General features: G+C 69.3%; 13 protein-coding genes and 1 riboswitch. Of the genes, 3 read left to right on the forward strand and 10 right to left on the reverse strand.

Features of this window, described 5'->3' with window-relative positions:
* From BN13_RS19690 to pdxH, 4 genes are all read right to left on the reverse strand, one after another.
* Positions 1–189: hypothetical protein (locus BN13_RS19690; protein ID WP_162199965.1), on the reverse strand; the 189-nt coding region annotated here is incomplete at its 3' end.
* Positions 188–336: riboswitch (cyclic di-AMP (ydaO/yuaA leader) on the reverse strand. Its footprint overlaps the gene before it by 2 nt.
* 380 nt (positions 337–716) lie before the next feature.
* Positions 717–1421, reverse strand: a complete 705-nt coding sequence (locus tag BN13_RS13815; protein WP_048547781.1) for a metal-dependent transcriptional regulator — start codon at positions 1419–1421, stop codon at positions 717–719.
* Complete coding sequence (locus tag BN13_RS13820) at positions 1418–2638, reverse strand: MFS transporter (RefSeq protein WP_048547783.1); 1221 nt, start codon at positions 2636–2638, stop codon at positions 1418–1420. The genes BN13_RS13815 and BN13_RS13820 overlap by 4 nt, the downstream gene beginning before the upstream one ends.
* Positions 2635–3321 (reverse strand): pyridoxamine 5'-phosphate oxidase, encoded by a 687-nt coding sequence (gene pdxH / locus BN13_RS13825; protein WP_048547786.1) that lies wholly within the window; start codon positions 3319–3321, stop codon positions 2635–2637. Before pdxH ends, BN13_RS13820 begins: the two co-directional genes overlap by 4 nt.
* A gap of 151 nt (positions 3322–3472) precedes the next feature.
* Between pdxH and BN13_RS13830 the strand changes: the two genes are divergently transcribed.
* The 3 genes from BN13_RS13830 to BN13_RS19695 all read left to right on the forward strand — a co-directional run bounded on the left by BN13_RS13830 (position 3473) and on the right by BN13_RS19695 (position 6831).
* Positions 3473–4573, forward strand: a complete 1101-nt coding sequence (locus tag BN13_RS13830; RefSeq protein ID WP_048547787.1) for a citrate synthase 2 — start codon at positions 3473–3475, stop codon at positions 4571–4573.
* Between the two features lie 562 nt (positions 4574–5135).
* Positions 5136–6266: a phosphoserine transaminase gene (serC, locus tag BN13_RS13835; protein ID WP_048547788.1), complete on the forward strand. Its 1131-nt coding sequence runs from the start codon at positions 5136–5138 to the stop codon at positions 6264–6266.
* A gap of 118 nt (positions 6267–6384) precedes the next feature.
* A complete protein-coding gene (locus BN13_RS19695) occupies positions 6385–6831 on the forward strand; it encodes a TetR-like C-terminal domain-containing protein (protein ID WP_162200006.1) in 447 nt (148 codons plus the stop codon).
* A 126-nt stretch (positions 6832–6957) separates the two neighbouring features.
* Here the strand turns inward: BN13_RS19695 and BN13_RS13845 are convergent, their stop codons facing one another.
* Genes BN13_RS13845 through BN13_RS13870 form a run of 6 tightly spaced genes read right to left on the reverse strand, consistent with a single transcriptional unit; the run spans position 6958 to position 11755 of the window.
* A complete protein-coding gene (locus tag BN13_RS13845) occupies positions 6958–7230 on the reverse strand; it encodes a DUF4229 domain-containing protein (RefSeq protein WP_048547790.1) in 273 nt (90 codons plus the stop codon).
* Between the two features lies 1 nt (position 7231).
* On the reverse strand, positions 7232–8191 hold the full coding sequence (gene ccsB / locus BN13_RS13850) for a c-type cytochrome biogenesis protein CcsB (RefSeq protein ID WP_048547792.1): 960 nt from the start codon (positions 8189–8191) through the stop codon (positions 7232–7234).
* A complete protein-coding gene (gene resB, locus BN13_RS13855; protein WP_048547794.1) occupies positions 8188–9774 on the reverse strand; it encodes a cytochrome c biogenesis protein ResB in 1587 nt (528 codons plus the stop codon). Before resB ends, ccsB begins: the two co-directional genes overlap by 4 nt.
* A complete protein-coding gene (locus BN13_RS13860) occupies positions 9775–10536 on the reverse strand; it encodes a cytochrome c biogenesis CcdA family protein (RefSeq protein WP_321162911.1) in 762 nt (253 codons plus the stop codon).
* Positions 10533–11123, reverse strand: a complete 591-nt coding sequence (locus BN13_RS13865) for a TlpA family protein disulfide reductase (RefSeq protein ID WP_084733771.1) — start codon at positions 11121–11123, stop codon at positions 10533–10535. Before BN13_RS13865 ends, BN13_RS13860 begins: the two co-directional genes overlap by 4 nt.
* The gene (locus BN13_RS13870; RefSeq protein WP_048547798.1) at positions 11120–11755 is read right to left on the reverse strand and encodes a histidine phosphatase family protein; all 636 of its coding nucleotides are present in this window, start codon (positions 11753–11755) and stop codon (positions 11120–11122) included. Before BN13_RS13870 ends, BN13_RS13865 begins: the two co-directional genes overlap by 4 nt.
* Positions 11756–11841: the final 86 nt, after the last annotated feature.

The raw sequence follows: 11841 nt of genomic DNA on the forward strand, positions 1-11841 counted from the left end.
TGCGGCCACGCGCACCGGGGCTGCGGGGACTGCGGCCGGGGTGGTGGCGGCGTGGGCGGGGCCCGCGAAAGCGGCCACGAGCGCTCCGGTCGCCGCGACGACGACGCCGGCGCGGGCGCCGACATTCTCGCGGGAGCCGACGAGCACGGGAAGGCGGGACGCGCGGGGGCGCGAAGACGCAAACGACACAGGGGACCTCCAGCGCCTACGAGGTGAGCTGTCGGGTTCGGGCTGAGGTTGCCCGGTCCGCCGGCTTGAAGCCGGTCGAACTTCACCCCAAGACGCGCCGTAGCGCGCCGAAAGTGGTTCCCCCGCTCCTACCAGCGGTGATTGTGTTCCCAACCTCGACAAAGTAGGACTCGGCGGGCCGAGATTGGGGTCCTCCGGGGGAAGGACGAGTGAAAACTACACAATCATCGCGGAATTGTCACATTCCGGTCACGAGGGCGCTGTTGCCGCCTTACCACGTGCCTTCAGGAGTATGCCGCGCGGTCCCCTCCGCCCCAGATGCCAGCCCCGGCGGGCCGAGCCCCGGCCGCGAAGGTTGGGCGACCCGGCCGCGGGCGGCGAGCACGCGGCATACGACAACTCAGCACACGTTAGTCAACTGCGGACAACTTGCAAGGTGTCCACAGTTGACTAATTGCTGCTAGCAAAGGTTCGGAAGTGAGCCGACCGACGACCCGGCCCACCGCAGTGCCACCAACGCCGAGGGGTCACTCCCCCGCGGGGCGGCAAAACACGTGGATCGCGATCTCTTCCGGCAGCGAGACGCCGTCGCGGGCGTCCAGGCCCTCGCCGACCGCGACGATGCGGTCCACGTCGCGGTGCACGTAGGCCATGGCCCCCGGGGTCACCCGCGCGTCCGCGAGCAGCGTGAGGGTCTCGCGGTCGGTCTGAATCGGCTCGCCGATCCGGCGAATCAGCACCAGCGACGGGTCGTCGGAGGCGGCCTCGGCCAGGCTGATCAGCCCGAGCCGGAACGGCTCCGGTGGCTCGGGGTCGCCCAACTCGTCCAGGCCCGGGATCGGATTGCCGTATGGGGAGTTGTGGTCGCCACCCAGCATCGCCAGGATCTTGCGCTCCACGCGCTCCGACATCACGTGCTCCCAGCGGCACGCTTCGTCGTGGACATACGGCAGTTCCAGCCCGATCACGTCGACGAGGAGCCGCTCGGCCAGCCGATGCTTGCGCATTACCCGCACCGCGGTCAGCCGCCCGACCTCGGTGAACTCAAGGTGCCGATCGCCCGCCAGCGAGACCAAGCCGTCGCGCTCCATCCGGGCGATCGTCTGCGAGACGGTCGGCCCGGAGTGGCCGAGTCGCTCGGCAATGCGCGCACGCAACGGCGGGATGCCCTCCTCGTCGAGCTCGAAGATCGTCTTGAGGTACATCTCGGTCGTGTCGATCAGGTCGCTCACGGGACCGATCCTCTCATTGGCCGGCGTCCCCGGGCTCGATCGAGCCTGCCGACCCAGTAGGCAATCCACCCCGCAGCGGTCAGACCCAGCGCCCCCAGCGCCAGCGCCGCCCCAGCCAGGCTCAGCGCCGCGGCCAGCACGCTGATCAGCAACGGACCGCCGCCCGAGCCGAGGTCGCCGCACAGCCGCCACCCGCCGAGGTACTTCGCTCGGTGCAGCACCGGCGCCGTGTCGGCGCCCAGCGTCATCACGATCCCCGAGCCGAGTCCGTTGCCGAGCGCCATGACCAGCGTGACGAGCATCAACGAGGCAAAGCTCGACGTCAGCGGCAGCAGGAGCAATCCCACGGCCAACCCGACGACCGTCGGCACCGCTACGACGACCCGCCCGAAGTGATCCATGACCCAGCCGGCCGGATAGAACATCACGATCTCCAGCCCCGAGCCGATCGCGAACAGCAAGGACACCTGGGCCGGCGGCAGCCCGAGGTGATCGGCCCATAACGGCAGGATGGCTAGCCGGATCGAGCGCAGCCCGCTGATCGCCAGCACCCCAAGGCCGAGAGTCGCCAGGACGCGCCGATGCGCGGCCAGCACCCGCCACATCGAGGCCGGCTCACCGCGGGATTGCTCCCGGTGCTCAACCCCTAGATCCGGCACCCGAAGCACGAGCAGCAGAGCCGCCAACGCGGCCACGAACGTCAGCCCGAACGCGGATCGCACGCCCCAATGCGCGATGACGACCGATCCGAGCAACGGTCCGATCAGCAGCCCGATCCGATGCGAACCGCCCAAGGCCGACAGCGCCCGGGCGCGCAGGTGCGCCGGCACGGCGTCGATCATGAAGCCCTGACGCGCCAGCATGAACACACTCCACGTCATACCGGTGAGCACCGTGGCGCCCGCTAGCAGCTCGATATTGGGTGCCAGGCCCGCCGACAGCGCGGCCACGGCCCCCACGACGGCGGCGAACACCATCGCCTGACGCTCCCCGAATCGCGCGATCAGCGACCCGGCGGGCAGCGACATTGCCAGCTGCCCAAGGCCGAGCAGCCCGGCGACGAAGGCCGCCTCGCTGACGCTCGCCCCGAGTTGCCGCGCCAGCAGGGGCAGGACGGGGATGGACGCGCCATACCCAATGCTTTCCAAGATCGACGGACCGTATGCCGCGACGGCCACACTCCGAAGCCGAAACTCGCCCTCCGCGGGCGCCGTCACGGCTGGCGTCGGGCGCGGCTCCAGGCCGCGGGATCGTCCAGTCCGCCGGGAGAGACTCGGCTGAAGACGAGTCGGTCGTGCAGCCGGTTGCTGCGACCGGCCCAGAACTCGACCTCGTCCGGCACGATCCGGAACCCGCCCCACCGCGGCGGCACCGGCACGTCGGTGGGGCTGCCCGTGTCCGGCCAGCGGGCGGCGAACTCGGCATACCGCTCCTCCAGCACCGCGCGGGAGGCCACCGGCGCGGACTGCTCGGAGGTCCAGGCCGAGATCCGCGAGCCCCATGGGCGGGTGCGGAAATAGGCCTCGATCTCCTCGCGCGCAATCTCCTCGATCGACCCGCGCATCCGGATCGCCCGGAACATCGCGGGCCACGTCAGCGTCAGGGCGGCCACCGGCCGCGCAGCGAATTCCCGCCCCTTGGCGGAGTCGAGGGAGGTCACGAAACCGAGACCGCCTGGCTCGACAAAACGCAACAGAACGGTACGGACGTTGGGGTGGCCGCCCTCGTCCACGCTGGCCACGGCCATACTCCCCGGTTCAGGGACGTCCCCGGAACCGGCCGCCCGGGCGTATGCCGCGGCGAGCCACTCCTGGACAAGCCCGAACGGCGCGTCCCCCGCCTGATCCTCGGTGAGTCCCTCACCGGCATAGTCGACGCGCGCGTGGTGAGTGTGCTCCATACGGCCAATCTAAGACGGGACCGGTGACAGCCGTCGCCGAACCGCCCGGCAACCATGGATGGACCCCGGGAGCGCAACTCCCGCAATCCCATGCACAATAGGCACGGCCGACACCACGGCTCATTCCGACCGTCACAACACGGGGGCACCCATGACTGACAGCGACGTCAAGCACGGGCTCGAAGGCGTCGTCGCCTTCGAATCCGCCATCGCCGAGCCCGACAAGGAGGGCGGGGCGCTGCGCTATCGCGGCGTGGACATCAAGGACCTCGTCGGCCGCGTCAGTTTCGGGCAGGTATGGGGACTCCTCGTCGACAATGCGATGGACCCGGGTCTGCCGCCGGCCGAGCCGTTCCCGCTGCCGGTGCACTCCGGCGACATCCGCGTGGACGTGCAGTCCGCGCTGTGCCAGCTCGCCCCGATCTGGGGATTCCGGCCGTTGCTGGACATCGAACCCGAGCAGGTCCGCGACGATCTCGCCCGCGCCTCGGTGATGGCTTTGTCGTTCATTGCGCAGTCTGCGCATGGCCAGAACTCCCCGATGGTGCCGCAGAGCCGCGTCGACGAAGGCAAGACGATCGTCGAGCGCTTCATGATTCGCTGGCGTGGGGAGCCCGACCCGGCACACGTCGAGGCGATCGACGCCTACTTCATCTCCGCCGCTGAGCACGGGATGAATGCCTCGACCTTCACTGCGCGCGTCATCGCCTCCACCGGCGCCGACGCCGCCGCGTGCCTGTCGGGCGCGGTGGGTGCGCTGTCCGGGCCGCTGCATGGTGGTGCACCGTCGCGGGCACAGCACATGATCGAGGGCGTCGAGCAGACGGGCAACGCCGAGAAGTACGTCCAGGACGTCCTCAACCGCGGCGAGCGACTGATGGGCTTCGGCCACCGGGTCTACCGCGCCTACGACCCGCGGGCGGCGGTGTTGCGGGACACCTGTAAGCGGCTCGGCGCCCCCCGCTACGAGGTGGCGGTGGAGTTGGAGAAGGCGGCGATCGCCGCGCTCGCGGAGCGCTACCCCGAGCGCAAGATGGAGACGAATGTCGACTACTGGGCCGCCGTGCTGCTCGACTTCGCCGATGTGCCCGGCAACATGATGACGCCGCTGTTCGTCTCGGCCCGCACCGCCGGCTGGGCCGCACACATCCTGGAGCAGAAGAAGACCGGCCGGCTCATCCGCCCGTCCTCGAAGTATGTCGGCGAAGGCCCCCGCCCGCTGGAGTCCGTGGCCGGTTTCCGCGCCTCCTGAGGCGGAACCGCTGGAGCGACAGCCCCCCGCACACGACAGCGCCCCCGCATCCCTGTCGGGATGCGGGGGCACCCCGCGTTTGCGGCGGGGTCAGTGCTGGCGGTAGCCGCGCGACTGAGCGTTGAACGACTCCAGCGTCCAGGCGTCGAACTTCTTGAGCAAAGACTTGATTCGGTTCATCTCGGATGACCGTCCTTCCAGTGGGTGAGTGTCTGATGTGCTGCGGTGGAGCACTTCCTTGTGACACCACGACAATCGTCTCGCCGGTCGGGCCAACGCCCAAAAACAAGGGGATCCGTATGACTGTGCCGCACCCTTCCCATGCGCCTCGCGCATGGCTCACGCTCAACCGATCCAGAATTTAGTGGCGGTCCGCCGCCCGGACGCTGCCCAACCGAACCATCGGCAGACCCAAGGCTGCGGACGCAGGAACCTGACACTCCCCCCCCCGCCGCGGCTTGGCGAGTGCTCCGTTCAGGCCGGGGGCTCCCATGCCAACGTGGGGTGGCCGGGTGCTGGGACGCGATGCCGATCACACGAGAGGCTTTGCGAGACTGGCCCCGTGACTGCATCGCTCACCAACCTCCGCCTTCCCGACGACCTCCAGCCAGCAGATGGCCGATTCGGCTGCGGCCCCTCCAAGATCCGCCACGAGCAGATCGCGGCCCTGAGCGCCCTAGGCGGCACCGTGCTCGGAACCTCCCACCGCCAAGCTCCGGTCAAGAACCTGGTCAAGGCCGTCCGCGAGGGACTGGCGGAGCTCTTCCAGCTTCCTGAGGGCTACGAAGTCATCCTCGGCAACGGTGGATCCACGGCGTTCTGGGATATCGCCGCGTTTGGGCTGGTCCGCGACCGGGCGCAGCACTTGGCGTTCGGCGAGTTCTCCGCGAAGTTCGCCTCCGTCACCAAGGGTGCCCCCTTCTTGGGCGAGCCGACGATCGTCAAGGCCGAGCCGGGGAGCCGGAGCGCGGCATACGCCGAGGAAGGGGTCGACGTCTATGCCTGGCCCCACAACGAGACCTCGACTGGCGTGATGGCGGACATTGCCCGCGTTGAGGGCGCCGACGAGGACGCCGTCGTGCTGATCGACGCGACGTCCGGGGCCGGCGGTCTGCCGGTCGACATCAGCCAGAGCGATGTCTACTACTTCGCCCCGCAGAAGTGCTTTGCTTCCGACGGAGGCCTGTGGCTCGCGATCTTCTCCCCCGCTGCGCTCGCTCGGGTCGAGGAGATCACGGCGAGCGGCCGGTGGGTGCCGGACTTTTATTCGCTGCCGACCGCCATCGACAACTCGCGCAAGGACCAGACCTACAACACCCCGGCCGTCGCCACCCTGGCGATGATGGCGGAGCAGTTGCGCTGGATGAACGACAACGGTGGCCTCGAGTTCACGACGGGCCGCACCGCCGACTCGTCCTCGCGCCTGTATGACTGGGCCGACGCCTCCCCGGTGGCCACTCCCTTCGTGACGGACCCCGCCGCCCGCAGCCAGGTCGTCGGCACGATCGACTTCGACGACGCGATCGACGCCGCCGCCATCGCGAAGGTGCTCCGTGCCAACGGAATTGTCGACACGGAGCCCTATCGCAAGCTTGGCCGCAATCAGTTGCGAATCGCGATGTTCCCCGCCGTCGACCCCGACGACATCTCCCGGCTGACCGGCGCGATCGACTTCATCCTCGACCGGCTCTGAGCCGGAGCGCTCACGCCCGCCGGGTCCGGCGCCAACGCCAGCAGCACCAAGCCGGCACCGAGCATGAGTCCGTGCACGATGCGCACGGGTCCGGGCGTGAAGAAATCTCGCGAGGGCGATCGAGGGTGCGACGACGACGCGGCGGACACCGCGTCGAGCGTGGCTCGCCGGTGCAACGGCGCTGCGGGAGTGGGCGATCGCCGCGCCGCACCGCTTCCTCCTGCTCTACGGCACGCCCTTCCTGGGCTATCAGGCGCCGGCGACCACCATCGCCCACGCAGCGGCGGTCGCGCGTGCTTTCCTCAGCCCCCTACCCGACGCAACACCGCCGCAGGAGGGCGGGCACGGCATACCGAAGGCCTTGAGTGGGCACCTCCAGACCATGGCCGGGGCCCTCCAACTGACGCTCACACCAGCGACGACCCTGGCCGCCACGGGCGCGTTCGCCCGCGCCATCGGACTGATCACGATGGAACTCAGGGGCCAGTTCGTGGGCACGTTCGAGCCCGCCGATCAGTTGTATGCCGCGTTGCTGGCTCGCAACGCCGACGCCCTCGGCTTGTAGCCCCACCCAGCCGCCGACAACCGCCCCGAAAGCAGAGTCAGACCGCTCCGGCCAGGGCGGTGATCATGACCAACGAGACGATCCCCACTAGCACTGCGATGGTGGCGATCCGGCGGAAGCGCGGGCTCATCGGTAGTCCTCCTCGCCCGCGGCGTCCTCAACGTCCTCGTCGGTGACCCGCTGGGAGCGCGCCGCCGTGCGGGCCTCGACGCGCTCGGAGATGCGGCCGACCGCCTCCTCCCGGAACGGGCGCAGAACGAAGAACGACACGATCATCGACAGCAGCGCCGCGCCAACGGCGAGATAAGCGCGCTGGTCGGGCTCACGCAGACCCAGCAACCACAAAATCCCGAGGCAGCCGAAGAAGATCAGCAGCCGCAGCAGCGAATAGCGGACCATCTCACGTCCCTGCGTAGCTGTGCTGGCCGACGAAGAACATGTTGACGATGGTGTAGTTGATGATGATGCAGCTGAACCCGGCCACCGCGATCCAGGTCGCCTTCTGCCGGGTCACGCCGGTCGTGGCGCGGGCGTGGAGGTAGGCGGCATACACGACCCAAATGATGAACGACCAGACTTCCTTGGGATCCCAGTTCCAATAGGAGGCCCACGCCTGCCGTGCCCAGATCGCTCCCGCGATCACCGTGAACGTCCACAGCGGGAACGCCACGATGTGGAAGCTGTATGCCGTGCGCTCCAGATCGCGCGCCCCCGGCAGCACGCGGGCCCAGCCCGGTGCCCGACCAGCCCGCTCGAAGCGGTCGACGAGCAGATAGAGCAGAGCCACGATCGCCCCGAGCGTGAACACCGCCACGGAGATCACGGCCATCGACACGTGGATCGAGAGCCAGTAGGACTGCAGCGCCGGCATCAGCGCGGACGCCTCGGTATAGAACGCCTTCACCGCCAGCATCAACATGAGCAGGACGGGGGTGACCACAAAGATGCCGAGCCAGCTGAGGTCGCGGCGCCGGCTCCAGCCGACGAAGCCCACCATGACGAAGAACGATGCCGCGCAAACGAATTCGTAGAGGTTGCCGAGCGGGGGGCGGTGCACGGCGAGCCCGCGCAGCAGCAGCGAGGCGCCGATCAGCAAGGCCGCGAGCGTGCTGAAACTCAGCCCCACCCCGGACCACCGTGCCCCCGCATTGACGGTCTCGACGGGTGTCGCGCTCTCGGACGGGGAGGCGCCAGCCGTCCCCGGGCCCCCACCGGCCATCACCACCTCGCGATCGCGCACCTCACCCCGGGCCGGAACCGCCCGCGAGAGGTAGAGCGCATAGGCGAGCATGGCCAGCGTGAGCACCGCGATCGCCGAATAGATCGCGTAGTTGGCATAGAGCGCGAGGGTGGTGTTCATCGGTTCGATCCTCTCACGGGCGTCTGCCGAGGGGGTGTATGCCGCGGGCTCCCCGCGGAGCTGGTGATGGCCGCCCCGATCTTGTCGAGAACGTCACCGAGACCGGCGTCGTCGGACTTGCTCAAGGCACCGAGGGTCACGAGGGTGGCACCATCTCCCGGCGCCACCCGCACGAACACCCGCCGACGCTTGATCGTCAGCTGCGCGATGAGGGCGCCCAGGGCGAGCAAGGCCGACCCCAGAGTGAGCCACCGCGCCGGATCGTGGCGGATGGACAGCCCCGCCCACCGCTCGACGCGGTCGAAGGTGATCGAACCCCGATCGCCGGGCAGCTTCATCGTCTCCCCCGGCTTCAGCCAGATCCGCAGGATGTCCCCGCTGTCGGCCTTGACCTGGGTCATCTTCTCGGTGTTCAACGTGTAGACCGAGCCGCCGTCGCCGCCGGGGGCGAGTTCACCCTCATACAGGCCGAGGGCGAGGGCGGGATCGCGGGCGTCGGGGAAGATCGAAATCGGGCCCTGATCGTCGGTGATGACGCCGGTGGGCAGGAAGTTGCCGAAGAAGCCGAGCTCCTTCGGCGACGCGCCGGAGACCTTGACCGCGCCGGAGGAGGTGTAGTTGTTGTCGCGGGCGAGGAAGGGCGTGGCCTGCGAATACAGCACCTTGCCGTCCTTGTCGCGCACGGTGATGACGGGGGCGTAACCATTGCCCAGCAGGAAGACCGTGGCCCCGTCCATCTCGATGGGATGGTTGACCGCGAGCGTCTGCCGGACTCCAGGCGCGCCCGGTCGGGCGTGCGTCGTGACGTCGGCGACGAACTGCCGCGGCGACCCGAACTGGCCACGGCCCCCAACCTGGTCCTCGAAGGTCACGGTGAGTTTGTCGAGGGTGAGACTGAACGGCGTGAAGTCGCGCGGGTTGACCCGCGGACCGTATTGGATGGTGTCGTAACGAATCTCGGTGTTGGCGAAGCCGGTCCCGACCGGGACGATGACGTCACCCTTCCAGCCGAAGATGTGCCCGATCGCCACCCCGACGATGATGCCGAGCAGGGCGACGTGGAAGAGCAGGTTGCCGGTTTCCCGGCCATACCCGCCCTCGGCCGACAACGTCTTATCGGTCGTCGCGACCCGATAGCGGCGCCCCAGCACCACGCGCGCCTGAGCCAGCACCTCGGCGGGCGGCAGGTCGACCGACAACTCCCGGTGGTGCTCCAGCCGGGCCAGCCGCGCGGGGACCCGCGGCGGCGGGGTCCGCAGCGCCCGCACGTGGACGCGCAGCCGCGGCAGCACACACCCGACCAGGCTGAGGAAGAGCAGCAGATAGACCGCGGAGAACCACGGCGACGCATACACCTCGAAGAACCCGAGCCGGTCGAGCCATGGCCCTATCCGCGGGTGGTCGGCGATGTAGTTCGCCGTTCGCACCGGATCGATGGACCGCTGCGGCCAGATCGAGCCCGGCAGCGCAGCCACGGCAAGCAACAGCAGCAGGAAGAGCGCCGTGCGCATCGACGTCAACTGCCGCCAGGCCCACCGGGCCCACCCGAGCGCGCTGAGCTTGGGTTGCTGAATGTCGGTCACTTAGAGGATCACCTCGGTGGTGGCGATGCGCTGCTGCAACCAGACGGTGAGGTGATCCCAGGCGCCAGAGACCAGCAGAAGCCCGACGATCAGCAGCATCACTCCCCCGAACCGGTGGATGCCGCGCTGATGCCGGCGCAGGAACTCATTGAACCGCCCGGCTCGCTCCCAGGCGGTCGCGATCAGCAGGAATGGCAACCCCAACCCCAGGCAGTATGCCGCGGCGAGGACACTCGCGCGCCCAACCGAGGGTTCCACGGAACTCGCCAACGCCAACACGGCTCCCAGGGTCGGTCCCGAGCAGGGGGTCCACCCCAGGCCGAAGACCGCGCCGAGCGCGGGGGCGCCGAGCAGACCCGAGCGAGGTCGGTAGCGCGGCGTCAGGCTGAGGTTGCTACCGACGCCGAGGAAGAGCAGCGCCATCACCAGGACGACGACCCCGCCGACGCGGGTCAGCAGGGTCCGGTGCTCGATCAGTGACGCCCCGAGTGAGCCGAGGACGACCGCGGTCAGGATGTAGACCGCGGCAAAGCCCCCGATGAACAGCAACGTCCCCAGCACGACGCGGCTGCGACGGGGTTCGACGTCGGCGCGGCTGCTGTCGGGGCCGGCGCCCGCGACATACCCGAGAAATCCGGGGACCAGCGGCAGGATGCACGGCGAGGCGAACGACACCAGACCGGCGAGCGCGGCGACCAGCATCGCGAGCGGCAACGCACCGGTCGCGATGGTGTCGGGCAAGGCGCCGGCCAGGGTGCTCACGTCGAGCCGCCCTCTTTGAGCACGTCTTGGATCATCCCGGTGAGCATGGCCTCGGTCACCGGGCCGCCCACATAGGTCGCGATCCGTCCCTGCGGATCGAGAATCAGCGTCGACGGCGTAGCCCGAGCGCGTCCCTGCAGGGCGAGCACCGCGACGCCACCGTCATCGGTCAGGCTCGGGAAGGTATGCCCCCACGCCTTGGCCTGCGCCAAGCCGGTCTCGGCGGACTCGCGTTGGTCGATACCGACGAAGGCCACGGTGTCGGCGAACTCCGGCGATTCGGAGACCGCCTTGATCGCCGGTGCCTCGGCGCGACACGGCGGGCACCAGGACGCCCAGATGTTGATGACGAGCGGCTTCCCGCGCGTGGAGTCGATGGTCCACGGCTGACCGTCGAGCGTGGTCCCGGTCAGGGCGACCGGCTCCAATCGCTGGTCCGGGGCGATCGTCTGCACGCGGCCGTCGCCGACGATGAAGTTCTCCTGGGATCCGTCGCGCGCCCGATCGTTGACCGAGTTGCCCGAGCACCCGCCGAGGGCGACGACGATCACCAACCCGGCCACGGCCCGCCGGGACGGCCCCCTCACGCCCCCACGCTCGCGGTCGCGTCCGAGAGCAGCGCGGCGGCGGGCTCGGCATACGTAATAGAGGTCAGTTGATCTCCCGCGAAGGCGAACGAGGTCACCGAGGCGAGAGTGCAGACCCGCGAGCGCGGGTCGTGCCACAGCCGGCGGCCTTCCGCGCTGAGCCGAGCGATCCAGATGGGCAGTTGGTGGCTCACGATGATGGCCTCGTGTCCCCGGGCGGCGGCGCGGGCGGCGGTGACGGCGGCCCCCATCCGGGCGGCGATGTCGGCATAGGGCTCCCCCCAGGAGGGGCGCCGGACATCGCGCAGGAGCGGGAGGTTGCGGGGCGCCAGGAAGGTGGACAAGGCCACCTGCTGCCCCTCGAAGGCATTCGCCGCCTCGATGACGCGGTCGTCGGTCATGACCGAGACGTCATGCGCCGCCGCGATGGGGGCGGCGGTCTCCTTTGCCCGCGTCAAGGACGAGGCGACCACATGCGTGACGTCATTGGCCGCCAAGAAGCCCGCGACAACTCGAGCCATCGCCTGGCCGCGCTCGGAGAGGTGATAACCGGGCAACCGGCCATAGAGGACCTTCTCCGGGTTGTAGACCTCCCCGTGGCGCACGAGGTGGACGACGGTGCGCTCGGACATGAGGGGATTGTGGCAGGCCAACCTGAAGCCGCTCGCTCGGGTCGCCCGCCGACGTCAGGCGCGGGCCGCCGCGGCGGCGCGGGCGG

This window comes from Nostocoides jenkinsii Ben 74, assembly GCF_001046875.1.
In the GTDB taxonomy this organism is placed as follows: Bacteria; Actinomycetota; Actinomycetes; order Actinomycetales; family Dermatophilaceae; genus Nostocoides_A; species Nostocoides_A jenkinsii.